This window comes from Flavobacterium buctense, from assembly GCF_014486695.1.
Taxonomy (GTDB): domain Bacteria; phylum Bacteroidota; class Bacteroidia; order Flavobacteriales; family Flavobacteriaceae; genus Flavobacterium; species Flavobacterium buctense.
In genome coordinates this window covers 624,329-650,144 of sequence record NZ_JACTAB010000001.1, presented here as the reverse complement: position 1 = coordinate 650,144, position 25,816 = coordinate 624,329, and the positions used below count along the sequence as shown (strand labels likewise).

22 protein-coding genes are annotated in these 25,816 nt (G+C 36.5%); 16 read left to right on the top strand and 6 right to left on the bottom strand.

All coding sequences use genetic code 11. From position 1 onward, the window contains the following. Positions 1-126: 126 nt before the first annotated feature. Together odhB and ICG50_RS02850 are read right to left on the bottom strand one after the other, a co-directional pair. A complete protein-coding gene (gene odhB, locus ICG50_RS02855; RefSeq protein ID WP_187659391.1) occupies positions 127-1,359 on the bottom strand; it encodes a 2-oxoglutarate dehydrogenase complex dihydrolipoyllysine-residue succinyltransferase in 1,233 nt (410 codons plus the stop codon). 160 nt (positions 1,360-1,519) lie between these two features. Beyond that, positions 1,520-4,288, bottom strand: a complete 2,769-nt coding sequence (locus ICG50_RS02850; protein WP_187659619.1) for a 2-oxoglutarate dehydrogenase E1 component — start codon at positions 4,286-4,288, stop codon at positions 1,520-1,522. A 116-nt stretch (positions 4,289-4,404) separates the two neighbouring features. On the opposite strand from ICG50_RS02850, the gene ICG50_RS02845 reads away from it, so the two are divergent. The 4 genes from ICG50_RS02845 to ICG50_RS02830 all read left to right on the top strand — a co-directional run bounded on the left by ICG50_RS02845 (position 4,405) and on the right by ICG50_RS02830 (position 8,758). Next, positions 4,405-4,953: a hypothetical protein gene (locus ICG50_RS02845; protein ID WP_187659390.1), complete on the top strand. Its 549-nt coding sequence runs from the start codon at positions 4,405-4,407 to the stop codon at positions 4,951-4,953. Between the two features lie 105 nt (positions 4,954-5,058). After that, positions 5,059-5,331, top strand: a complete 273-nt coding sequence (locus ICG50_RS02840) for a hypothetical protein (RefSeq protein ID WP_187659389.1) — start codon at positions 5,059-5,061, stop codon at positions 5,329-5,331. A gap of 72 nt (positions 5,332-5,403) precedes the next feature. Beyond that, a complete protein-coding gene (locus tag ICG50_RS02835) occupies positions 5,404-6,138 on the top strand; it encodes a GLPGLI family protein (RefSeq protein ID WP_187659388.1) in 735 nt (244 codons plus the stop codon). Then, positions 6,119-8,758, top strand: a complete 2,640-nt coding sequence (locus tag ICG50_RS02830) for a carboxypeptidase-like regulatory domain-containing protein (protein WP_187659387.1) — start codon at positions 6,119-6,121, stop codon at positions 8,756-8,758. Before ICG50_RS02835 ends, ICG50_RS02830 begins: the two co-directional genes overlap by 20 nt. On the opposite strand, the gene ICG50_RS02825 is transcribed toward ICG50_RS02830, so the two are convergent. Further along, positions 8,742-9,092 carry a hypothetical protein gene (locus ICG50_RS02825; protein WP_187659618.1) on the bottom strand — a complete coding sequence of 117 codons (351 nt, stop codon included), beginning with the start codon at positions 9,090-9,092 and terminating at the stop codon, positions 8,742-8,744. The genes ICG50_RS02830 and ICG50_RS02825 overlap by 17 nt on opposite strands. A gap of 93 nt (positions 9,093-9,185) precedes the next feature. Beyond that, the gene (locus ICG50_RS02820; RefSeq protein ID WP_187659386.1) at positions 9,186-10,160 is read right to left on the bottom strand and encodes a polyprenyl synthetase family protein; all 975 of its coding nucleotides are present in this window, start codon (positions 10,158-10,160) and stop codon (positions 9,186-9,188) included. 148 nt (positions 10,161-10,308) lie between these two features. Here ICG50_RS02820 and ICG50_RS02815 point away from each other — a divergent pair, with 148 nt between their 5' ends. The 4 genes from ICG50_RS02815 (at position 10,309) to ICG50_RS02800 (ending at position 16,939) form a co-directional block, all read left to right on the top strand. Next, a complete protein-coding gene (locus ICG50_RS02815) occupies positions 10,309-10,902 on the top strand; it encodes a TetR/AcrR family transcriptional regulator (RefSeq protein ID WP_187659385.1) in 594 nt (197 codons plus the stop codon). A 10-nt stretch (positions 10,903-10,912) separates the two neighbouring features. Further along, complete coding sequence (locus ICG50_RS02810; protein WP_187659384.1) at positions 10,913-12,256, top strand: TolC family protein; 1,344 nt, start codon at positions 10,913-10,915, stop codon at positions 12,254-12,256. A 10-nt stretch (positions 12,257-12,266) separates the two neighbouring features. Then, on the top strand, positions 12,267-13,406 hold the full coding sequence (locus tag ICG50_RS02805) for an efflux RND transporter periplasmic adaptor subunit (RefSeq protein WP_187659383.1): 1,140 nt from the start codon (positions 12,267-12,269) through the stop codon (positions 13,404-13,406). Between the two features lie 62 nt (positions 13,407-13,468). Continuing rightward, on the top strand, positions 13,469-16,939 hold the full coding sequence (locus tag ICG50_RS02800; protein WP_187659382.1) for an efflux RND transporter permease subunit: 3,471 nt from the start codon (positions 13,469-13,471) through the stop codon (positions 16,937-16,939). Positions 16,940-17,010: 71 nt separating this feature from the next. Here the strand turns inward: ICG50_RS02800 and ICG50_RS02795 are convergent, their stop codons facing one another. Together ICG50_RS02795 and ICG50_RS02790 are read right to left on the bottom strand one after the other, a co-directional pair. Then, the gene (locus ICG50_RS02795; RefSeq protein WP_187659381.1) at positions 17,011-17,355 is read right to left on the bottom strand and encodes a toxin-antitoxin system YwqK family antitoxin; all 345 of its coding nucleotides are present in this window, start codon (positions 17,353-17,355) and stop codon (positions 17,011-17,013) included. Positions 17,356-17,529: 174 nt separating this feature from the next. Beyond that, positions 17,530-18,522 (bottom strand): TlpA family protein disulfide reductase, encoded by a 993-nt coding sequence (locus tag ICG50_RS02790; protein WP_187659380.1) that lies wholly within the window; start codon positions 18,520-18,522, stop codon positions 17,530-17,532. Positions 18,523-18,661: 139 nt separating this feature from the next. On the opposite strand from ICG50_RS02790, the gene aspS reads away from it, so the two are divergent. The 8 genes from aspS (at position 18,662) to nuoF (ending at position 25,814) form a co-directional block, all read left to right on the top strand. Next, positions 18,662-20,416, top strand: a complete 1,755-nt coding sequence (gene aspS / locus ICG50_RS02785; protein WP_187659379.1) for an aspartate--tRNA ligase — start codon at positions 18,662-18,664, stop codon at positions 20,414-20,416. Between the two features lie 218 nt (positions 20,417-20,634). Further along, positions 20,635-20,835, top strand: coding sequence for a cold-shock protein (locus ICG50_RS02780; RefSeq protein WP_121312451.1), 201 nt, complete (start codon positions 20,635-20,637; stop codon positions 20,833-20,835). 206 nt (positions 20,836-21,041) lie between these two features. After that, positions 21,042-21,407 carry an NADH-quinone oxidoreductase subunit A gene (locus ICG50_RS02775; RefSeq protein WP_121312450.1) on the top strand — a complete coding sequence of 122 codons (366 nt, stop codon included), beginning with the start codon at positions 21,042-21,044 and terminating at the stop codon, positions 21,405-21,407. Between the two features lie 31 nt (positions 21,408-21,438). Beyond that, entirely contained in the window at positions 21,439-21,984 is a 546-nt protein-coding gene (locus ICG50_RS02770; RefSeq protein ID WP_187659378.1) for an NADH-quinone oxidoreductase subunit B, read from the top strand. A gap of 1 nt (position 21,985) precedes the next feature. Further along, positions 21,986-22,507, top strand: a complete 522-nt coding sequence (locus ICG50_RS02765) for an NADH-quinone oxidoreductase subunit C (RefSeq protein WP_187659377.1) — start codon at positions 21,986-21,988, stop codon at positions 22,505-22,507. Between the two features lie 98 nt (positions 22,508-22,605). Then, positions 22,606-23,841, top strand: a complete 1,236-nt coding sequence (gene nuoD, locus ICG50_RS02760; RefSeq protein ID WP_187659617.1) for an NADH dehydrogenase (quinone) subunit D — start codon at positions 22,606-22,608, stop codon at positions 23,839-23,841. An 82-nt stretch (positions 23,842-23,923) separates the two neighbouring features. Beyond that, entirely contained in the window at positions 23,924-24,454 is a 531-nt protein-coding gene (locus ICG50_RS02755; protein WP_176306923.1) for a complex I 24 kDa subunit family protein, read from the top strand. A 4-nt stretch (positions 24,455-24,458) separates the two neighbouring features. After that, positions 24,459-25,814: an NADH-quinone oxidoreductase subunit NuoF gene (gene nuoF / locus ICG50_RS02750; protein WP_187659376.1), complete on the top strand. Its 1,356-nt coding sequence runs from the start codon at positions 24,459-24,461 to the stop codon at positions 25,812-25,814. Positions 25,815-25,816: the final 2 nt, after the last annotated feature.

The following is a 25,816-nucleotide window of genomic DNA, read 5'->3' as shown; positions in this document are numbered from 1 at the left end:
ATATCAAATGCAGTACGCGGTACTTGCTCCCATCACTCACGCAGTATGCAAATAAACGAAAAATCCCGTTCAGAAAACCAAACGGGATTTAATATATAGGCGCCTCATCCGAGGCAGGTAGAAACCCTAAAGCTCTAAAGCTTTCTTAGGGTTGTTGTTCATCAAAATTTCCACCGGATTTTCTAACGCTTCTTTAACAGCCACTAAGAATCCAACCGACTCACGTCCGTCAATGATTCTGTGGTCATACGATAAAGCTACGAACATTACCGGAGCGATTACGATTTGTCCGTTTCTTACGATAGCTCTTTCCACAACATTGTGCATTCCTAAGATTCCAGATTGTGGCGGATTGATAATTGGCGTGCTCAACATACTTCCGAAAACACCACCATTTGAGATAGTGAATGTTCCGCCGGTCATTTCGTCTACAGTAATTTGTCCGTCACGAGCGCGAATTGCTAATCTTTTGATTTCGGCTTCCACACCTCTGAACGATAACGTTTCTGCGTTTCTCATTACCGGAACCATCAAACCTTTAGGCCCTGAAACTGCTACGGAAATATCACAGAAATCATATGAAATTTTCTCTTGACCGTCAATCATCGAGTTAACATCCGGGAATAATTGTAAAGCGCGAGTTACCGCTTTGGTGAAGAACGACATAAAACCTAAACCTAAACCGTGTTTGGCTTTAAATTCTTCTTTGTATTGCTCACGCAACGCGTAGATGTTGGTCATATCCACCTCGTTGAACGTAGTCAACATGGCGGTTTCGTTTTTCGCAGAAACTAATCTTTCCGCTACTTTACGACGCAACATGGATAATTTTGTTCTTTCTGAACCACGTGTTCCACCGGTTGGCGTTCCCATGGATGGTACAGCATTTACAGCATCATCCTTAGTGATTCTGCCGTCTTTTCCTGTTCCAACGATGTCAGAAGGCTGGATATTTTTTTCGTCCAATATTTTTTTGGCGGCCGGAGATGGCGTTTGTGCTGCATAAGTGGCTGCTACCGGAGCTGCTTTTGGAGCTTCTACTTTTTTCTCTTCTGCTTTTGGTGCTTCTGCTTTAACTTCTGCTGCCGGTCCCGAAGCTTCGGGAGAACCACTTGGTTTTGCGCCATCAGTATCGATTAAACAAACTACAGCGCCTACGGCTACTGCGTCACCTTCTTCTGCTTTTAGCGTGATAATCCCGCTGGCTTCTGCCGGTAACTCTAAGGTTGCTTTGTCAGAATCCACCTCAGCAATGGCTTGGTCTTTTTCTACATAATCGCCGTCTTTTACCAGCCAAGTTGCAATTTCTACTTCTTTAATCGATTCTCCCGGTGATGGGACTTTCATTTCTAAAATCATCTTTATTGTATTTTAAATTATGAATTTTAAATTATAAATGTTGTGTTGTTTGTGTTTTTTAGCCCCGATTGCAGCAAGTATCCTTTTTTTATCCATTGCCTCTCGACTGCGCACGAGGTGACAAAAAAGATACTGCGGAAAGCGGGATTAAGCTCCTAAATTATCTGAATAAATTCTTGTCGAATACCATTCTAATAGCATCGGCATGTCTTCTTCTGTCTCTTGTATGACTTCCTGCGGCCGGTGCGGCATAAGCTTTTAATGAAGCCAATCTCCATGACACCAAGTCGAAATTCATTAACATATAACTGTAAGCACCCATGTTTTTTGGTTCTTCCTGTGCCCAAACGAAATCGTCGGCATTCGGATAACTCGCAATCACGGCTTTTAACTGTTCCACCGGTAACGGGAACAACTGCTCGATGCGTACCAAAGCTACGTCATTTCTGCCTAAATTTTCTCTTTCGGCTAAAATATCATAGTAGAATTTTCCGGTACAGAAAACTACGGTTTTTACTTTTTTCTTGTCGATGGTGTCATCAATCACTTCTTGGAAACTGCCTTTGTACAAGTCTTCACGAGTGGAAACGCACAATGGGTGACGCAACAAACTTTTTGGTGAGAATACCACCAACGGTTTGCGGAATTTGGTTTTCATTTGGCGACGCAACAAGTGGAAGAAGTTCGCCGGAGTGGTACAGTCGGCTACATACATATTGTGTTTCGCACACAACTGTAAGTAACGCTCCATACGTGCCGAAGAGTGCTCTGCTCCTTGTCCTTCGTAACCGTGAGGCAATAATAATACGATTCCGTTTTGGTTGTTCCATTTGTCTTCACCACACGAAATGTATTGGTCAATCATGATTTGGGCACCGTTAGAGAAATCCCCGAATTGTGCTTCCCAAATGGTTAACGCGTTTGGATTGGCTAAGGCATAACCATAATCAAACCCTAAAACGCCATATTCTGAAAGGAAGGAATTGAATACATTGAACTTCCCTTTTTTGCCTTTTACTGCATTCAACAGAATTACTTCTTCTTCGCTGTCTTCTACTTTTACTACGGCATGACGGTGCGAGAAGGTTCCTCTTTCGACGTCTTGTCCTGAGATACGCACATCGTAGCCTTCGGTTAATAATGAACCGTATGCCAAGGTTTCTGCTGTTCCCCAATCGATAACGTCATTGTCGTACATCGTTTTTCTATCGGTAACGATTTTGGAAATCTTGCTGATGAATTTTTTATCTGATGGTAAAGTCGAAATGGTTTCCAAGATGGTATCCAATTTCTTTTTATCGAAAGTCGTGTCTACTTTCTTCAACATTTCGTCATCAGAAACTTGAACAAAACCTTCCCAGGCGTCTTGTAAAAATGGTTTGATAATTGTCAAATCTTTTTTGCGGGAAGCCTGTAGATTTTCATCCAACTTGGCTTTGTACTCGTTTTCTATTTTAGTCACATAAGCGGCATCGACAATTCCGGCAGTGATTAATTGCTCCGAATAAATATCTCTTGGGTTTTTGTGACGCGCAATCAATTTGTATAAAAGCGGTTGGGTAAAACGAGGTTCATCACCTTCGTTGTGCCCATATTTTCTGTAACCTAACAAATCGATGAAAACGTCTCTTCCGAATGCCATTCTGAAATCTAACGCGAATAACATGGCGTGAACTACCGCTTCTGCGTCATCCGAATTCACGTGAAGTATTGGCGACAAAGTCACTTTCGCCACATCGGTACAATACGTGGACGAACGGGCATCTAAATAATTCGTGGTAAAACCAACTTGGTTGTTGATTACAATATGAATGGTTCCACCGGTTTTGTAGCCGTCTAATTGCGCCATTTGCACAATTTCGTACACGATTCCTTGTCCGGCCACAGCCGCATCACCATGAACGGCAATAGGCAATACTTTAGAGAAATCATCCGGGAAATATTTGTCTTGTTTGGCACGGGTAATGCCTTCAATCACGGCACCAACCGTTTCCAAGTGAGATGGATTCGGTGCCAAATTGATATTGATTTTTTTACCCGATTGGGTTTTTCTTTCCGACGTTAACCCTAAGTGATACTTCACATCACCATCAAAATATTCTTTATCGTAATCTTTTCCATCGAATTCGGAGAAAATATCTTGGGTGGCTTTGCCAAAAATATTGGCTAACGTATTTAATCTTCCTCTGTGTGCCATTCCCATTACGAAATGCTCAACACCTCTTTCGGCAGCAGTTTCAATCAAGGCATCTAAGGCCGGAATGATGCTTTCGCCACCTTCCAATGAGAAACGTTTTTGTCCAACGTATTTGGTATGCAAAAAGTTCTCGAAAGAAACCGCTTCGTTTAGTTTGCCTAAAATGTGTTTCTTTTGTTCGGCGTCAAAACTCGGTTGGTTGTCGTTTTTATTGATTCTTTCTTGAACCCAATTGACATAAATCGGATTTTCCATGTGCATGTATTCGATACCGATGTGTTGGCAATACATGCTTTTCAAATGCGCAAGAATTTGTTTTAAGGTAGAAGGTTGTTTACCTAATACTTTGGCAGCATCAAATACAGTATCTAAATCAGCTGAAGTAAGACCAAAGTTTTCGATATCTAAATTCGGTTCATAAACTCTTCGGTCACGAACCGGATTGGTCTGAGTAAATAAGTGACCACGGGTTCTGTACCCATCAATCAATTTCAACACATTGAACTCTTTTTGCAATTTATCCGAAACCTGTCCGTTTTGCGGAACACTAGCGGCATAATTGGCTAATTCTGACACGGCATTCTCTTCATTATAAGTCGCCATTCCAAAGTCGAAACCTTGAAAAAAAGCTCTCCAACTTGGCTCTACGCTATCGGGTTTTTGAAGGTATTGTTCGTATAAATCGGCAAAAAATTCGGTATGTGCTGCGTTTAAAAAGGAAAACCTATCCATGATTTTATCAGTAAATATTCTTAGTATTAGAAAATCAGTTGCAAAAGTATGACATTTGTAATAATCTTTCAATCATTTTAGTATATTTATAACGCTAATTAAATATATACAAAGCTATGCAAAAGAATACAGTCAAAACATTGGCAAAGTTACTGTCATTCCTCTTTTTATTGATGATTCCCAACTTTGGATTTACTCAAGAACAAAACATACCAAAAGCTAAAACAGATGGTTTTTGGGATCATGTTCAATTTGGTGGTGGATTAGGTTTGGCCATAGGTAATGATTTTACAGACATTACCATAGCACCAAGTGCCATTTACAATTTCAATGAGCACTTTGCTTTGGGTACCGGATTACAATACAGCCATTTAAAGCAAAAGAATTTTTATTCTTCCAATGTGGTTGGGGGAAATGTTATTGGCTTGTTCAATCCGATAGAGGAAATTCAGCTTTCTTTGGAAGTGGAACAAGTGCATGTCAATACTTCTTATGCTGATTTATATGATAATGTAAAAAGAAGTTTTTGGAATACCGGTTTATACATTGGTGGTGGTTATCGTGCCGATAATGTAACGATTGGAGCAAGATTCAATTTGTTATTTGACAAGGATAAAGATTTGTATGGCGATGCGTTTATGCCGTTTATAAGAGTTTATTTTTAAAAAAAACAGAATAATATTATAAATTTAACAAATTTTTAACGCGAAAAACTCGCTTATTACGATTTTTTTTTTTTGCTTTGGGTTTATTAATTTAAATCTAAATTTATGAAAAAATTATTTTTATTATCATCAATGTTATTGATGACTAGTGGTGTTTTTGCAAATGACATAGTAGAAAAAAAGAATCTGACTAAAGAGAACGAGACTACAGTTACTCAAGTATGTTGTAGAAGAGGTGTTACAGATGACGCAACAGGACAAAACGCAACGGCAAGAGGTTGCGTTGATTCAACAGGCGATGCTCAAATCGATATGGGTAAAGCTTGTGAGAAAGCATTAAAGGCAGCAAAGGCAGCTTTAGCTCTTCTGTTAGAATAGATTTATTTATTTTTAATAAACAAGAGTTGTTTGTTGGTTTTAATTTTCAACTCTTGTTTTAATTTTAATTTTATGATAAATAAAACATTTTTCATTTTTTTTCTTGTGTTTTCATTAAATTCTTTTTCTCAAAATAATTTTGACTTTATAAAAATAAACTATAAATCTTTTTTGTTGGATGAAAGAGAAGAATATGGTTGTTTCTTGTATGAAGAAACTACACTATTGACAAGTAATTTAAAAAGTTATTATTACGAAAAAGCTCGTGATACAATTATTCAAACTATATCTATGGGAGATATGGACAACACTTCTGCAACATATAATTTTACTTATTTTAAAGATTTCAGTACTAAAAAAATTTATTTTAATCGAGATTACGGATTAAAAAAAGTGATAGTAGACTCTATAAATATTATAAAATGGGATATTACCAAAAATTACACTAAAGTAATGGGATACGATTGTCAAGAAGCAAAATGCGTTTTCAGAGGCAGAAGTTATAAAGCATATTTTTTAAAAGATATTCCAATTCCTAATGGACCTTTCAAATTTGATGGACTACCAGGGCTAATTTTAAAAGTTCAATCCGACGATGGCACAGTAAATATAGAAGCTTATGAAATCGAATATAACAAAGATATTAAATTCAATTTCACTAATCCTTTTGATGAAAAAAATATTGCAACATGGCAAGAATTTAAAGATTTTTACAAAAAAAGAGTTGAGAAAGTTAAAAATTACAATCCTGAAGACGGAATGTCATTTAGTATTCCAATCGGATATATTGAAAAATTTGTTGATTAATAAAATTATTTTAATTTTATTTTTAACCACAACTGTTTATTCCCAAACAATAAAAGGCACAATTACCGACTCGCTTGGTGTTGTGCCTTTTGCTACTGTAGTAATTAAAGATAAAAATGAATTAATAAAACAATTCACCACTTCTGATGAAAAAGGCTTTTACAGGCTACAACTCAAAAAAGAAAGAGACACTTTGTTTCTTGAAGTTTCTACCTTAATTCATGAACCCAGAACAGTTGATTTAAGTAAGTTAAAGATAGTTAATAATGAGTTGATGATTGACTTTTTTCTGAAAGAAAGAATAACAAATCTTAAAGAAGTTATCATAAAAAAAGCACCTCCAATTCTTCAAAAAAAAGACACATTAGAATATAATCCTAATAGTTTTATAGATGGTTCAGAAAAAGTAGTAGAGGATTTATTAAAAAAACTCCCAGGAATTAAAGTTGAAGACAATGGAACAATAAAATACAAAGGAAAAGAAATAAAAAAAATGTTGCTTGATGGAGATGATTTATTTGATGCGAACTATACAATAGGGAGTAAAAACATCAATGTTGATATGATTGAAAAAGTACAAGGTATTGAGAATTATGAAGAGAATAGTTTGTTGAAAGGAATAAAAGATTCAGATGATGTAGTCCTAAATCTTGTTCTTAAAAAAGGCAAAACAGATTTTTCAGGCAATTCAACTCTTGGCTATGGAATAGAAGATAGATATTATGGAACACTTTCGGGAGTTTTAGTTAATAAAAAAATTAAAGCATTTGGTCTTTCATCATTTAATAATGTCGGACAAAACAACACTCCATACGATTTTAGTTCAGAAATTATTTCGTTAGAAAATATAAAAAATCAAAATCTACTATCAAAATCATTAATAAATCAAGGAAATTTCAATTCACTATTAGACAATAATTTTCATCGACTAAATAATAATTTCTATACCAGTTTGAATACTTTAAATAAAGTTTTTAAAAAATCAAGTTTTAAAGTAAATCTCGGATTTTATCAAGACGAACTGAGTAGATTGAATAAAAGTAACTCAATAATTTTTTTACAAAATGAAATAATAGAAATTAATGAAACGAATAGTCTGAATAAAAGACCTAAACTTTTTGACGCAAATGTTCACTTTTCAAATAAAGAAAAAGATAATTTTCATTGGGAATATATAAGTAAAATAAACCAAAGCGAACTCATTTTTAATGATATAAGTAGTAATAATAATTTAATTCAAAATAATAATGTTACAACGAATCAATTCAATACATCACATAACATAAACTCTACACTGAAAATTTCGGAAAAAAAAGCCATTGTAACATCACTGCATTTCACAAAGAATAAATTGCCTCAAAGTTTAAAAACTAATCCACCAACTGCGATTGATGATTTGGGACTTTTACTAGCGGCTAATCAACAAAGTGAATTTCAAAAACAGTTTTTATCTATCAATAATTCCTATTTTGTATCTAGTAAAAAACTAAAATATGCAATTCATACAAGTTATTTTGATTTGAGAAATTCACTTTTTTCAAATTTATTAAATCAAAATAATCAAAGTATTGGCAATGAGTTTAGAAACGAAAATATTTATAACATTAAAAATTTAAATATTAATCCTATTTTAGTTTACAACGAAAAAAAATATTCTTTTAGAATAGGTTTGAATGCTATTTATAATGATTTAGATTTTAATGATGCGAGTGAAAAAATAAAAAAAGAAGCGTATTTTATTGTCCCAAAAGTAACTGCAATATATAAATTAGACACTCATAGTTCTTTGAATTACAACTATTCATTTAATCAAATTTTGCCCGAAGAAGACAGATTATTTTCAGGAATTATTCAAACAAGTTATAGAGATTTCATTTCAAACGAAATAAGGTTAGAATATCTAAAAACACATTCTCATAGTTTAAGTTTTAATCATCATGATTTTTTTAATTTAACTCAATTCAATGTTGCTATAACTCATGATAACAGACCAAATAATTATTTTCAAGAAACAATAATAAATCAAAATATTACCGTTTCAAATCAATTTTTCGCAAAGATTAGTAACAAAGATTATGGGATAACAGTTTCTAGTGAAAAATATATTCATTCATTGAGAACTACATTTCAGCTAAATTCATCTTTTAATTTGTCTTTTGATAACAATATTCTCAATGAATCTGATTTAAGAGAAATAAAAAATAAAAATTTTACAGCAAACTTTACAGCGCGTAGAGGAATAAACAAAAAACTAGTTATCGAAAATAAAACATTTTATTTAAACTCAAATTTTAAAGTTGAAGATGAACAACTAAATAATAATTTCCAAATGCTTACGAATCAGACTAAAATTCTATTTAAATCTAAAAAATTTATAAACAGTAACCTAGTTGGGAATTTTATATCACCAAATTTAAAATCTAATGACAATTACTTTTTTCTAGATTATGAAATTAATTTTACACCAAAAAATAAAAATTTGACATATTCATTAATAGGAAAAAATCTAACCAACAACAAAACATTTACAACCGTTAGCGCATCTGACTTTTCAACAAACAAAGGCTCACACAATTTAATAGAAAGGTATGTAATGTTTAAAATCACATTCGGTTTCTGAACCAAACCTTCATCCATTCTCTTTTCAATATCAAAAAAGCGATTTGCTCGGCCAATTCAACCGTGTCGCTTCCGTCCAATTGTTTGATATTTTCTTCAGGAACATCAATGATGTAGAGCAAGTTGAGTAATTCGGCGTATTTGTATTGAATTAAACGGTAAATTTTTTCGTGGATTTGTACTTTCAATTCGTAAGGCGAAGTACTTTTTGGAAAATCAATGGGTTCGTTGGCAAAATTGAAATCCTTGTTGAGTTGCTCGATAAGTTTTGCGTACAAGTTTTCTTTCTCGGCTTCCGAAAGTAATTGGTCGGTATTGGTTGGTGGTTGGAACATAATGGGATTTTCAATTTCAATGGCAATGGCAATGGCAAAAATCAATGGTAATAGTCAGGATTGTTATTGATTTTTGAAATTGATATTGACATTTCACACGTTTCTACTCATTAATTTATCCCCGAAAGCTCTCAAAACAGCTTTTTTATCCTCACTGATATTCATTTTGTCTAAAGTTTCAAAAGCCTTTAAAGTATAGTCTTGAATGGCACTTTGGGTAGCATCACTCGCACCGGTTTGGTTGAAAATTTGTTTCACCGAATTGATTTTATCGGTATTGTCGCTTGGCTGAATGGAGAATAAATGCAGCAATTGCTCTTTCTCTTCCGCTTCTGAATATTCTAAAGCTTTGAGGTACAAATAAGTTTTTTTATTCTCGATGATATCGCCGCCGACTTGCTTTCCAAAAGTTTCCGGATTGCCAAAAGCGTCTAAATAATCGTCTTGCAACTGAAATGCAATCCCTAAATTCAATCCGAAATCATAAATCGCATTGGCGTTTTCGGTTGAAGTTTCGGCTACAATCGCACCCATTTTCATGGCGGCTCCAACCAAAACTGCGGTTTTGTATTCAATCATTTTCAAATACTCCGGAATCGTAACATCGTCTCGGGTTTCAAAATCCACATCGTATTGTTGGCCTTCACAAACTTCTAATGCAGTTTTACTAAACAATTTAGCCAATTCTCTAAAGACATACGGTTCATAGGCTTCAAAAAATTGGTAGGCTAAAATCAGCATCGCATCGCCTGAAAGAATTCCTGTATTCAAATCCCACTTTTCATGTACGGTTTCATTTCCTCTGCGCAATGGCGCATCATCCATAATATCATCGTGAATCAGCGAGAAATTGTGAAAAACCTCAACGGCTGTTGCGGCTTGTATGGCTTTTTGACAATCAGCATCAAATACTTCGGCTGCCATTAAAGTTAATATTGGACGCAATCTTTTTCCGCCAAGCGCTAATATGTATCGAATAGGCTCGTATAAATTATTAGGCTCTTTTTCAAGAGTCAATGTTTCAAAATGGGAAATGATTATGTCTTGGTAATCGGAAATAGCGCGCATGAAAAATATTTTCGGCTAATTTAGGTTATTCTCATCGCTTTACAAAAAGGCGCTATTTCAACCAATGTTAAATTTACGTTAATACTATGGAAACTATTTTAGTGTTTAAAGTTTCCATCTTACATTTGCCCCAGAAATTTTAACAGAAATGAAAGATAAAATCATCAAAAAAGCAACAGACATGTTTTTGAAACTGGGTTTCAAGAGTGTTACTATGGATGATATAGCGTGTGAGATGTGCATTTCGAAAAAAACGATATACAAATATTTCAGCAACAAAGAAAAGCTAATTGAAGAAGGCACTGAAGTAGTACATCAAAAAATTCATTCCATGATGGATGAAGTGATGGCGCAAAATCACAATGCAATCGCCGAAAATTTTCAAATGCGAGAGATGTTCAAACAAATGTTTCAATCCTTTGATCAATCTCCGGCCTATCAGCTCAAAAAGCATTATCCTGAAATTTATGAAAAAATGATGGCCAACGAAATTGAAGATTGTAGCCACATGTTTCGCCAAAACATTGAAAAAGGAATTACAGAAGGCTTATACCGAAAGGAAACCGATGTTGAAGCTGCTGTAAAATTTTATTATACTTTAATTTTTTCCATTAATGAAAATACCATGTTGGAAAAAGACGCCTACGAACTGGAAGCCAAGGCACTCGAATACCACACCCGAGCCATAGCAACAGCTGAAGGAATTATCGAACTCGAAAAACATTTAAAAACCATTATATAATCATCAATCCATGAAAAATAAATTAATACTAACACTTTTCTTGGCGATAAGCTTTTTACATGCCCAAGAAAAAAAAGAAAGCTATTCTTTCAGCCTACAACAGGCTATTGAACACGCTATCAAAAACAATTATTCGGCCCTCAATGCCAATAGAGATATTGATGTTGCCAAGCAGAAAAAATGGGAAACAACCGCAGCCGGTTTACCGCAAATTAATGCCGGAGTGAATTATGTAAATAATTTCGAATTAACCCAACAAGGCGCTGCAGGCGGTGGACCATTTGGAGGAAATCCATCTGATGTATTGACTTTTGCCTTTGGAACCAAACACAATATGAATGCTGCAGCAACCTTAAGTCAATTAATTTTTGACGGCTCTTACATTGTGGCGCTTCAAGCCTCAAAAACGTATTTGAAATATTATGAAAATGCCAAACGAAAAAACAATACTGAAATCCGTGAGATGGTAATCAATGCTTATGGTAATGTGTTATTGGCAGAAGAAAGCGTTGCTATTCTTGAAAAAAATAAGGCTACATTATCAAAGACCCTTACCGATACTGAAGAAACTTATAAAAACGGCTTGATTGAAGAAGAAAATGTAGAGCAACTTCAGATTACTTTGGCGGCTATCAACAGTAACTTAAACAATACCAAAAGACTCCAAGACGTAGCGTATAAAATGTTGAAACTAACGTTAGGAATAGACATTGACGCCGACTTACAGCTAACCGATAAATTGGATAGTCTTTCGGCTTCTAATTTAGATTTGGCTTTCAGTAAAGGTGAATTTGCCGTAACGAATAACATCAATTATCAAATGGCCACCAACTTCCAAGAGCAAAGAACCTTAGAATTAAAACTACAAAGAAGCAAAGCTTTGCCAACCTTGAGTGCTGCTGTTAACTTTGGTTACAATTCATTTGCCAATGAGTTTAATTTTACCAGTAGTCAACAAAAATGGAACAACTTCTCCAATCTCGGAGTGAGTTTAAATGTGCCGATATTTAGCAGTTTTGGTAGAAGTGCTAAAACACAACAAGCCAAAATTGCATTAGACCAAGCCAAAACCCAATTGATACAAACGGAACAACAATTAAAATTAGAATACGAAAGAGCCAAAAGCGAGTATGAATTCAGCATTGAAGAATATGCCACTTCTAAAAGCAATTTGAATTTGGCCGAACGCATCGAAAGAAAGCAACAAATCAAATTTACCGAAGGTTTGTCCTCCAGTTTTGACTTCAGTGAAGCACAAAGACAATTGTACACTGCGCAACAAAACTACTTGCAATCTATGGTAAACATCATCAATAAAAAAGCAACTCTTGAAAAAATCATCAATAAAAACTAATCTATACAAAATGAAAAAGACAATTATACTTGCCCTGTTAGCCGTAGTACTTTACGCTTGTGGAAACAAAGAAAATGCACAATCAGTTGACCAATTGATAGCCTCAAAAAACGTAACAGCCTTACAAACAAAGAAAACTGCTTTGCAAGCTGAAATTGCGAAAATCGAAGAGGCTCTAGCCACTTTAGACGTTAAAAAAGAAGAAGCGCTGGTTTCAGTACTGACCTTAAAAGACACTATTTTCAATCATTACCTTGACATTCAAGGAAGTGTAGATACCAAAGAAAACATTTTGGTACAACCGGAATTCAGCGGTACTTTAACTTCCTTAACCGTTATCGCCGGACAAAAGGTTTCAAAAGGACAAATCTTAGGTCGCGTTGATGATGGCGGTATGAGCCAACAATTGGCCAGTGCCGAAAACCAATACAATTTGGCCAAAACCACCTACGAAAGACAAAAGAATCTTTGGGACAAAAAAATCGGTTCGGAAATTCAATATTTACAAGCGCAAGCGCAAATGATTTCGGCTCAAAAAAGTGTGGCTCAAATCAAAGCGCAATTATCAAAGACTGTAATCCGTGCTCCATTTACCGGAACTATCGACGAAGTGTTTGTTGAAAAAGGACAAGTCGTTGCGCCAAGCGTTCAAGGTTTAATGCGAATTGTAAATTTAAACAACATGTATGTTTCGACAACCGTTCCTGAAACTTATATCGGAAAATTAAAAGTAGGTACTTTGGTTGATGTTTACCTAACTTCTTTAAATAAAACTTACAAAGGGAAAGTACGTCAAATTGGTAATTTCATCAACCCAAGCAACAGAAGTTTTGGTATTGAAGTAAGTCTTCCTAATCCGGACAACTTGTTACGTCCGAATCAAGTCGCCAAACTTAAAATCACCGACTATGTAAACAAAGAAGCGATTGTTGTTCCAACCAGTGTGGTTCAAGAAGACGGCACCGGTGCTAAATATGTGTACACTGTAGAAGGCAGCAATGGTAAAACCGGAACCGCCAAAAAAGTATTAGTAACCGTAGGAAAATCAGCTGATAATGTTACTGAAATCCTAAGTGGTTTATCGGCAAATGACATTATTGTGACCGAAGGCGTGAACAATATTTCTGAAGGAATGAAATTAAATTTCTAATATCAAATATTAGATATCAAATATCCAAAATTTAATATCTAATATCTAAAATCTAATATTACATGAGTCACCAAAATAAAGAATTCGGAATATCGAGTTGGGCAGTCGACAACAGAGTCACTGTTTACATCTTCACCTTTTTGATTGTAGTTACCGGTTTGATCGCCTATGTAACCATGCCGCGTGAAGATTTCCCTGAAATCATCGAAAATAAAATATATGTTTCTTCGGTTTTCCCGGGGAATTCTGCGGAAGACGTTGAAAAATTAATCGTCAAACCACTGGAAAAAGAATTCAAAAACATCAGTGGCATTGATAAAATTACGGCCAGCTCGTTTCAAGATTACGGAATGATTATCGTAGAATTCAGCGATAAAGTCGGTCTCGAAGAAGCCAAAACCAAAATCAAAGACAAAGTCGATGTGGTAAAAGCCGATACCGATTGGCCCAATTTAGACAACGGAAGTAAAGTAGAACCAAGCGTTTTCGAATTGAACATTTCAGAAGAAGTGCCCATTTTGAATATCAACTTAAAAGGAAATTACACTACACAACAACTTAAAAAATACGGCGAAAAACTTCAAGATGATATTGAAGAAATTGCCGAAGTAAAGAAAGTTGACATTCTTGGGGTTGATGACAAAGAAGTAGAAATCGCCGTTGATATTTTCAAAATGACGGCTGCTCAAGTTTCATTTGATGACATTCAAAATGCCGTGAAATATGAAAACATGACACTTTCGGGTGGCAATTTGACTTCTCAAGGTTCGCGAAACAACATCAGAATCGTCGGGGAAATAAAAGATCCGAAAGAATTGGAAAATGTAATCGTAAAATCATTTGGCGGTAGCGTTTATCTTAAAGACATTGCAAAAGTTAGTTTCAAAGAAAAAGAAAAAACTACTTACGCCCGTGAAAAAGGAAAAGAAGTGGTGATGTTGAACGTAAAAAAACGTTCGGGTCAAAACATGATTTCTGCCATTGAGCAAGTCAAAGAAAGAATTAAATTGGCCCAAGAAAATTATTTGCCAAAAGATTTAAAAATCGACTTAACCAACGACCAATCTTCTCGAGTTGAACACCAGGTGGACGAATTGTCCAACCACATTATCTTCGGAATTGTGTTGGTTATGATTGTCTTGATGTTCACCATGGGATTGCGTAACTCCTTATTCGTTGGTGCCGCTATTCCGCTGTCGATGTTAATGGCGTTTACCATATTATCGGCTTTCGGAATGACCTTAAATACGATGGTGTTGTTCGGATTGGTAATGGGATTAGGAATGTTGGTGGACGACGGAATTGTTGTTGTTGACAATGTGTTCGCCAATATGAAAAAGGGCATGCCGCGTGTGCAAGCTTCAAAAATCGGTATTGGTGAAATCGCTTGGCCGGTAATTTCCTCTACAGCAACCACTTTGATGGCGTTTTTACCTTTCGCTTTGTGGCCGGGAACTATGGGTAAATTTATGATTTATTTCCCGTTAACCCTTTCGGTAACATTAGGTGCGTCGTTGTTTGTGGCCATGATTGTCAATGCCGCGATGACGGGTGGTTCAATGGATATAGAAGACCGAAATGTAACCAATAAATCTGCCAAAACATATTCGATTATTTTCGGAATACTGGCTGTTATTTTCGTGATACTCGGAAATGTTTATGATTCTAAACTGGGAAGAGCCATTGGACATTTAGCCATAATTTCATTGGGATTAATGTGGTTGTATAAGTTAAAATTGTACCAATGGACCCAAGATTTCCAACATAATTTTTTCCCGAGAATGGAAGAAAAGTACAAAAGCTTTTTGGCCAAAATCCTAACCGGTAGAAATTCCTGGATTGCGCTTGGAAGTATCATTGGAATGCTGGTTTTATCGGTTGTTTTGCTTAATGTATTCCCGAGAAAAGTATTATTCTTCCCGGATAATATTCCAAATCAGGCGATTGTTTATATCGAATATCCTCAAGGAACTGATATTGAGAAAACCAACAAAGCTACATTATTCGTAGAAAAACAGGTAATCAATATCTTAAGCAAATATGTTGATCCAAAAAATCCGGGCGAAAACTACTTAGCGGAAAGTATCGTTTCTCAAGTTGGTGTCGGCGCCGGAAACCCAAATGTGGATGCCGGTTCGGCTTCGGAAACTCCTTTTAAAGGGAAAGTTACCGTAAACTTCTCGGAGTTCAAATTCCGTCAAGGGATTAATACTTCAGATGTTTTAGAAGAAATCCGTGGCAAAGTAAAAGGAATTGCCGGAGCAGTAGTTACCGTTGAAAAAGATGCCAATGGTCCGCCGGCAGGTTATCCAATCAGTGTGCAATTAACCGGTTCTGATTATGACCAAATGATTGCGCAAGCTGACAAAATGATTGCTTACATCAACAGCAAAAACATTCCGGGAATCGAAAAGTTAAGTGTTGATGTCAATAAACAAAGTCCGGAACTCGAGGTAAATGTAGATCGTGTAAACGCGGGAAGTGCCGGAGTTACTACAGGACAATTAGGATTCAACTTGCGTCGTTCATTATACGGTCAGGAAATTTCAACTTACAAAGAAGGCGATGACGATTATAACATTGTGGTGCGCATGCAAGAAGACCAGCGTAAGAATGAAAACATCCTCTTCAATCAATCGATGACTTTCAGAAACCAAAACAATGGTCAAATCGTTCAAGTACCGATTTCAGCCGTGTCTGCCACTGAAAAAACGTATACTTATAACCAAATCAAAAGAAAAGGGTACAAACGCATTATGACTATTTATTCCAATGTAATAACCGGTTTTAATGCAGATGAAATCACCAAGCAAATTGAAACAGAACTAAAAGGATACGAATTGCCTAAAGGCATTACTTATTCGTTTTCCGGTGTACAAGAAGAACAGGGTAAAAACCAAAGTTTCTTGCTCTATGCCTTGTTCTTAGCGATGGCAGGAATTACAATTATTATTGTGTTACAATTTAATTCGGTTTCTAAAACCATTGTGATTTTATTCACTGTATTACTGAGTTTCAGTGGAGTTTTCTACGGTTATGTGATTGCCAATATGGATTTTGTAATCCTTATGACGATGATGGGAATCATTTCCTTGGCGGGAATTGTGGTGAAAAACGGAATTGTATTAATGGACTTCTTCGTCTTGTTATTAGACAAAAAAGTAGCCGACAAGGCTTTGGAAAGTCATGATGATTTATCGCTGGAAGAAATCAAAGAAGTGATTATTGAAAGTGGTAAATCGCGTTTGCGTCCGGTATTATTAACCGCTTTAACGGCTGTATTAGGATTAATTCCATTGGCCATCGGATTGAACTTCGACTTCTTCGGATTGATCACCGATTTGAATCCACACTTATATATGGGTGGAGACAATGTGATTTTCTGGGGACCATTGGCTTGGACGATTATTTTCGGATTGACTTATGCTACGGTATTGACTTTAGTCATGGTTCCGGTGATGTTCTTCTTAGTGAAACGAACTAAGTATTGGTTAAGAGACCGAAGAGAAAGAAGAAAAGCTATAGAAGCCTAAATAAATAGTTTGAAAGTAAAAAAGGGAACTCAAAATTTGAGTTCCCTTTTTCATTATAAATAATTAACTTCTTATTTATTTACTATAGCGTCTTGTTTCCAAGATTTCACTGAAGCCACACGACTATCAGAATAATCCACTTCACTTAACGATTTATTGTTCCAAAAAAACCATTTTCCGGTTTTTTGTCCGTTGGTATATTCGCCAATCGATTTTTTATTGCCGTTTTCATCAAAAGCTACCCATTGTCCGGTAATCTTACCGTCTTTAAAATAACCTTGTTGCTGCACTTTACCATTTTCATAATAATAGGTAGCTTTTACTAAGTTCCCTTCTTGCTCCAAAAATGGTTTGCCGGTTTGAGCGAAAGTCAATCCTGAGATAAGTAATGCTCCTAAAATAAATATCTTTTTCATAGTCGTAGGTTTTAATAGTTCATAATAACATAACAAATATATATATTATTTTACAATAAAAAAACTTTTACTTAACAATTTGGTAACATTGAATGAAAACTTAACATTAGATTTGTTTTTCTAAATAAAAAACCACCCGAATTGGGTGGCTTAAGTATTAATTTTATTGGTGTTTTAATTCAATAATTTATTCAACTGTTCTCTAAGTCTTGGATCAGAAGGTCTTTTCGCATCGGCATCAACTACAACCCCTTTTGGATCAATTAATATAAATCTCGGAATCGAATTCACTTCAAAGGCTTTAACAAAATCCGTTTGGTTTGCTTTAGCAGCATACAATTGCGTTCCGGTCAATTCTTTTTCAACTACGAAGGTTTTCCATTTCTCATAATCCTTTTCAGCATCAATAGAAACACTTACGAATTCTATATTTTTCCCGTGAAAGTCAGCCTCCATTTTCTTCAAAGAAGGAATTTCGGCACGACATGGACCACACCATGTTGCCCATAAATCAACGTAAACATATTTGCCTTTTAAACTTTCCAAGGTGGTTTTGCCGCCTTTGTGGTTTTCATAATCAAAATTTGGCGCCGGTACATTATTCATTTTTTTCTTGGCTTGCGACATGGTATAATATTGTTGCAGTTGACCAATATTGGCTTCGGTACCTTTTTTCAACATCTCTTTCAAGTTGACGTCAATTTTAGAAGCTTCTAAACTAGCCAATTGACCGGCTTTGAGTGCTTCGGAAGCTTTATTAAAACCATCAGCATCCAACTCAAGCATCGTTTGAAAATCAATACTGTTCTCCTGTAAAGTTCGTTGGGCTAAAAAATTGTTTTCCTCTGCCCCATTTCCGGAAAACGCTATGGTCTCATCAAACTTTACAGCGTCCATAGTCATTTTCAAATTGTAACCGTTTTTTAAGTACAAATTGGCATATTCTACGCCATCAAATAACTGATACAATCCTTCCTTGATAGGAAAAGTGGCTTTAAAATTGCCATTAGCATCGGCCTCAATTTTTTGAATGGTCTCTCTACCGCTATTGATAGAAAGTGTGTTGCCGTTCTTGTTGGCAATCTCCGCCTGAAAAGTCATCGTTTCCTGAGCAATGGCTGCAGCGGAAACAAATACGGTTAAAATAAAGCTAACTATTTTCTTCATAAATGTGTGTATTTAATTTTAAGATATCAAATATACTGGTTTTCCCAATTCGAAAATTAAAGATTAACTTAAATTTGATTTGAAACTTCATCCATTTAATTGGTATAAGTTTTTTACTTTTGCCCAAAATTTTATTCCAATGTACAGAAGTCATAATAACGGCGAGTTAAACGCCACTCATATTAATAAAGAAGTTACGCTTGCCGGTTGGGTACAAAAATCACGAGATAAAGGGTTTATGATTTGGGTTGATTTACGCGACCGTTACGGCATTACGCAGTTAATCTTTGACGAACAAAGAACGGACAAATCGGTATTTGAAAAAGCCAAATCACTTGGAAGAGAATTTGTAATTCAAGTAAAAGGAACCGTAATTGAACGTGAGTCCAAAAATCCAAATATGTCTACTGGTGATATCGAAATTTTGGTTTCTGAACTGACTTTATTAAATGCTTCTATTGTCCCGCCATTCACTATCGAAGATGAAACTGATGGTGGTGAAGACATCCGAATGAAATACCGTTACTTGGATATCCGAAGAAATCCGGTAAAAAACTCGTTGCTTTTCCGTCACAAAGTGGCCATAGAAGTGCGCAAATATTTATCCGATTTAGATTTCTGTGAAGTGGAAACGCCTTATTTAATCAAATCAACTCCGGAAGGCGCAAGAGATTTTGTGGTGCCAAGCCGAATGAACGAAGGACAATTTTACGCCTTACCACAATCGCCTCAAACTTTCAAACAATTATTGATGGTTGGTGGCATGGACAAATATTTCCAAATTGTGAAATGTTTCCGTGATGAAGATTTGCGCGCCGACAGACAACCGGAATTCACCCAAATCGACTGCGAAATGGCATTCGTTGAACAAGAAGATATTCTAAATGTTTTCGAAGGCTTGACTCGTCATTTACTAAAAGAAATCAAAGGCATAGACGTTGCTGAATTCCCAAGAATCACTTACGATTACGCCATGAAAACCTATGGTAACGACAAACCGGATATTCGTTTCGAAATGAAATTCGGAGAGCTAAACGCCGTTGCCCAACATAAAGATTTTCCGGTATTTAATTCGGCCGAACTAGTGGTTGGAATTGCCGCTCCGGGTTGCGTTTCTTATACTCGTAAAGAAATTGATGCCTTAATTGACTGGGTAAAACGCCCTCAAGTTGGTGCTTCAGGAATGGTTTACGTCAAATGTGAAGAAGACGGAACGTTCAAATCTTCAGTGGATAAATTCTACGACCAAGACGATTTAAAAAAATGGGCAGCAGCAACAAATGCCAAAGCAGGGGACATGATTTTTGTGCTTTCAGGACCAGCTGATAAAACCAGAACCCAATTATCAGCACTACGTATGGAATTAGCGACTCGTTTAGGGTTGAGAAAACCCGAAGAATTTGCTCCGTTATGGGTAGTTGATTTTCCTTTATTAGAATGGGACGAAGAAAGCGGGCGTTATCACGCTATGCATCATCCGTTCACCTCACCGAAACCGGAAGACATGAAATTAATAGAAACCGAACCGGGTAAAGTTCGTGCCAATGCCTATGATATGGTATTAAACGGAAATGAAATCGGTGGTGGTTCGATTCGTATACACGATAAAGAACTACAAAGCAGGATGTTCAGCTTATTAGGCTTCACGCCAGAACAAGCCCAAGACCAATTTGGCTTCTTGATGAATGCATTCCTATTTGGAGCACCGCCACATGGTGGTTTGGCTTTTGGATTGGATAGATTGGTAGCGATTTTAGGTGGACAAGAAACTATCCGTGACTTTATTGCTTTCCCAAAAAATAATTCCGGACGCGATGTAATGATTGACGCGCCTTCGGCTATAGATGAAGCCCAATTAAAAGAATTATACATAAAATTAGACTTACCGCAATAAATATCATATTCGCATTTTCAAAGAGCGCCATTATTTAAAAGTTTATAAATAATTACTTTTTTTGTTGTCATTTTTAGAATAATTCAAATACTGCACTGAAAATCATTTAATTATAATTTGAAAATTTTGAAAAAAATTTAACTTTTTATTCGATTTTTGTTGGCTACGTCGCAAATAAGTATATCTTTGGGCATTATTAATTATTTTTATATTACAAAATGCGCACAGGTAAAGTTAAATTCTTCAATGAATCAAAAGGTTACGGTTTTATTACTGATGACGAAACAGGAAAAGACATTTTCGTACATGCTACCGGAGTTAGAACAGAAGGTCTAGCTGAAGGTGATAAAGTATCATACGAAGAAGAAGAAGGTAGAAAAGGTAAAGTAGCAGCTCAAGTAGTAGCTATCGAAGACTAATATATATTATTTTTTGATTACCTAGAATGACTCAACGTCCCGAAAATTTCGGGACGTTTTTTTATACCCTAATTTCCTTATTTATAATCGGTTTAAATAAACCCGTTTAGGAAAGAAATAACAAACGTTTAGCCTTTCATTTTTGCGAATTAAATAATGCGATGTATATTTGTGGCTATTTTAATTTACTTCTAATTTTGAGCACTATGCAGTCTAATCAATTAGATTATTTACCAATCCTAATGCAAGCTGGTTTAGCGGTAGGGTTTGTGGTCTTAACCATTATTGGCTCTAGCTTTTTGGGCCCAAAAAGACATTCCAAAAACAAAGACAAAAATTTCGAATGTGGTATCGAATCGGTTGGAAACGCCAGAATACCTTTTTCAGTAAAATATTTCTTGGTAGCTATTCTTTTCGTCCTTTTTGACGTAGAGGTGATTTTCTTATACCCTTGGGCTATCAATTTCAAAGAATTAGGAATGGAAGGCATGATTAAGATGGTTATTTTCATGTCATTGCTTTTAGTGGGTTTCTTCTACATTATCAAGAAGAAAGCGTTGGAGTGGGAATAATTAATTACGAATTATAAATTACGAATTATAAATGAGTGATTCTAAAACAAATATGGTTGCTCCGCCCGAAGGAGTCGTTGGTGAAGGTTTCTTCGCCACCAAATTAAACGACGTTGTCGGATTGGCGAGAGCTAATTCACTTTGGCCATTGCCGTTCGCGACTTCTTGTTGCGGAATTGAATTTATGGCCACCATGGCCTCTCACTACGATTTAGCGCGCTTTGGTTCGGAAAGAGTTAGTTTCTCTCCGCGTCAAGCCGATATGTTGATGGTAATGGGAACGATTTCTAAAAAAATGGCGCCTATTTTACGTCAAGTATACGAACAAATGTCGGAACCAAGATGGGTTATCGCTGTTGGAGCTTGCGCTTCTTCAGGTGGAGTATTCGACACGTATTCTGTTTTACAAGGCATCGATAAAGTGATTCCGGTTGACGTTTACGTTCCAGGTTGTCCGCCAAGACCGGAACAAATTGTAGACGGCGTAATGCAATTGCAAGAATTGGTAAAAAACGAATCGGTACGCCGAAGAAGTTCACCGGAATATAAAGAATTATTAGCTTCTTATAACCTATAATATGGCTTTAGAAACTGCACACATACAAGAAAAATTATCTCAAGCCTTTGGCAACAATGTGCTGAATTTCGAAATGAAAAGAGATATTTTCACCCTAGAGGCAACACCAAGTACCATTCACGAAGTGATTCGCTTTTTGAAAGAACAAGAAGATTTAAACTTCCATTTCCTAACAGATTTAGCCGGAATTCATTTCCCGGATAATGATGAAACACACCAATTTGCCGTAACCTATCAATTGCACAACTGGATTGAAAACGTGAGAATTCGTGTAAAAACTTATTTGCCCGATCCTGCAGAAGTTGATACGATAACCGACTTGTTTCTATGCGCCAATTGGATGGAAAGAGAAGCTTGGGATTTCTTCGGAATCAATTTCAAAGGACATCCGCAATTAAAAAGAATTTTGAATATGGATGAAATGGTTTCTCACCCGATGCGAAAAGAATTCCCAATGGAAGACAGCGGAAGAACCGACAAAGATGACCGTTTCTTCGGAAGAACACCGGTTAATAATGGATAATTAACAATGAACAATTGACAATTACCAAATGCACAGAAAAACTAAATTAATAGTTAATTGAAAATTATCAATTATCAATTATCAATTTTTAATTAATGATGTCAGATTTATTATTATCACCAGAGCATCGATATGCTAAAATTATAGAAAAAACCCGCAACGAAGACGGAAGCGAACTCTCTATATTAAACTTGGGACCAACTCACCCGGCAACACACGGAATTTTCCAAAACATCTTATTGATGGATGGAGAAAGAATCTTAGATGCTGAGCCTACCGTAGGTTACATTCACCGTGCGTTTGAAAAAATCGCCGAAAACCGTCCGTTTTACCAAATCAATGTTTTGACTGATCGTATGAACTATTGTTCTTCGCCTATCAACAACATGGCTTGGTGGATGACTGTAGAGAAATTATTGAATATTGAAGTACCCAAACGTGCGCAATATTTAAGAGTGATTGTGATGGAGTTGGCCAGAATCACAGACCACTTGATTTGTAATTCGATTTTGGGTGTGGATACCGGAGCTTATACCGGATTCCTTTATGTATTCCAATTCAGAGAAAAAGTATACGAGATTTACGAAGAAATTTGTGGCGCTCGTTTAACCACCAATATGGGAAGAATAGGCGGATTCGAAAGAGAATGGTCTGACGAAGCGTTCAAAAAACTAAACACTTTTCTAGAAGAATTTCCGGTAGCCTGGAAAGAATTCGAAAACCTATTCGAAAGAAACAGAATTTTCATTGACCGTACCGTTAATGTAGGTCCGATTACCGCTGAAAAAGCCATGCAATACGGATTAACCGGTCCAAACTTACGCGCAGCCGGAATTGATTACGACGTTCGTAAAGCCGCTCCGTATTCTTCTTATGAAGATTTCGAATTTGATGTTCCAGTTGGAAAATCAGGCGATACTTATGACCGTTTTTGCGTTCGTAATGCCGAAGTTTGGGAAAGTTTAAGCATCATCAAACAAGTCTTAGCAAAATTACCCGAAGGACCAATCCACGCTGACGTTCCCGATTATTATTTACCACCGAAAGAAGACGTTTACACCAATATGGAAAGCTTAATTTATCACTTCAAAATTGTGATGGGTGAAGTACCGGTTCCGGTAGACGAAATCTATCACGCGGTTGAAGGCGGAAACGGTGAATTAGGCTTCTATTTAATTACCGACGGAAGCCGAACACCATACCGTTTAAAATTCAGAAGACCTTGTTATATCTATTACCAAGCCTACACTGATATGATTAAAGGCGGAATGCTATCAGACGCTATCGTTATTTTATCAAGTTTAAATGTAATTGCCGGCGAATTAGACGCCTAAAAGAAATTATAAATGATGAATTTTAAATTCTAAATTATTCCAAACATTTAAAATTTATAATTCAAAATTTAAAATAATACAAATGGAAAGATCACACATCAAACAAGAGATAAACATTACTGAACCGTTGATGGCTCGCATCAATGAGTTAATTAGTCATTATCCTGCCGATAAAAAGAAATCAGCTTTATTACCGGTTTTGCACGAAGTTCAAGACGCTCACGACAACTGGTTGAGTATCGAACTGCAAAACAAAGTTGCCGAAATCTTAGAAATATTGCCTATCGAAGTATACGAAGTAGTGACTTTTTATACAATGTTCAACCAAAGACCCATCGGAAAATACATGTTCGAATTCTGTCAAACTGCTGCCTGTTGCCAAAACGGTGTGGAAGATTTGATGGATTATACCTGTTCCAAATTGGGCGTAGGCATTGGCGAACCCACCGCTGACGGACTTTTCGAAGTACGCGGTGTTGAATGTTTAGGCGCTTGTGGTTATGCCCCAATGATGCAGTTGGGTGATTTCTACCAAGAACATTTGACCAAAGAAAAAGTAGACCAGCTCATCGCTGATTGCAAAGACGGAAAAATCACTTTACACGATAAATAATATCATGGGAAGAAAAATATTATTAGACAAAATCAACGTTCCGGGTATCAAAACCTATGAAGTATATCGTCGTGAAGGCGGTTACGCTTCAGTAGAAAAAGCCCTGAAAAAAATGACTCCGGATGAAGTAGTCGAAGAAGTAAAAACTTCAGGATTGCGAGGTCGTGGTGGCGCAGGTTTCCCGGCCGGAATGAAATGGAGTTTTATCGACAAAAAATCAGGCAATCCAAGACATTTGGTGTGTAATGCCGATGAATCGGAACCGGGAACTTTCAAAGACCGATACTTAATGGAATACATTCCGCATCTTTTGATTGAAGGAATGATTACCTCGAGTTATGCTTTGGGGGCCAACCTATCCTACATCTACATCCGTGGAGAATATATGTGGGTTTACAAAATTTTAGAAAGAGCCATCGCCGAAGCAAAAGCGGCCGGTTGGTTAGGCAAAAACATATTAGGCTCAGGCTACGATTTGGAATTATTCGTTCAAATTGGCGGCGGTGCTTACATCTGCGGTGAAGAAACAGCCCTTATCGAAAGTTTGGAAGGAAAACGTGGCAACCCTAGATTGAAACCGCCATTTCCTGCGGTGAAAGGACTTTGGCAAAATCCAACCGTAGTCAATAACGTAGAAACGATTGCGGCTGTGCCATGGATTGTAAACAATTCAGGGGCTGATTATGCCGGAATCGGAATTGGTCGTTCAACGGGAACCAAATTAATTTCGGCTTCCGGAAACATCAAAAACCAAGGCGTTTACGAAATTGAATTAGGCGTTTCAGTATACGAATTCATGAATTCCGACGAATATTGTGGCGGAATGCAAACCGACAGACCTTTGAAAGCATTGGTTCCGGGTGGAAGTTCGGTGCCGATTTTACCAGCGAATTTAATCTACAAAACCGCTGCTGGCGAAGACCGTTTGATGACTTACGAAAGTTTATCCGATGGTGGTTTTGCCACAGGCTCGATGTTGGGTTCAGGCGGATTTATCGTTTATGATGACCGCGCTTGTATCGTTCGCAATACATGGAATTTCTCCCGTTTCTATCACCACGAATCTTGCGGTCAATGTACGCCATGCCGTGAAGGAACTGGTTGGTTAGAAAAAGTGTTGTGGAGAATCGAAAACGGACAAGGACGCGAAGAAGACATCGAATTGTTATGGAGCATCCAATCCAAAATTGAAGGAAACACGATTTGTCCTTTAGGTGACGCGGCTTCATGGCCTGTTGCTGCGGCCATTCGTCACTTCAGAGACGAGTTTGAATACCATATTCGTTTCCCGGAAAAAATAAAGAACCGTGACCATTTCGTTCACGAACCGTTTTCTCAAGTCTTAATGTCGAAAGTCTAAAA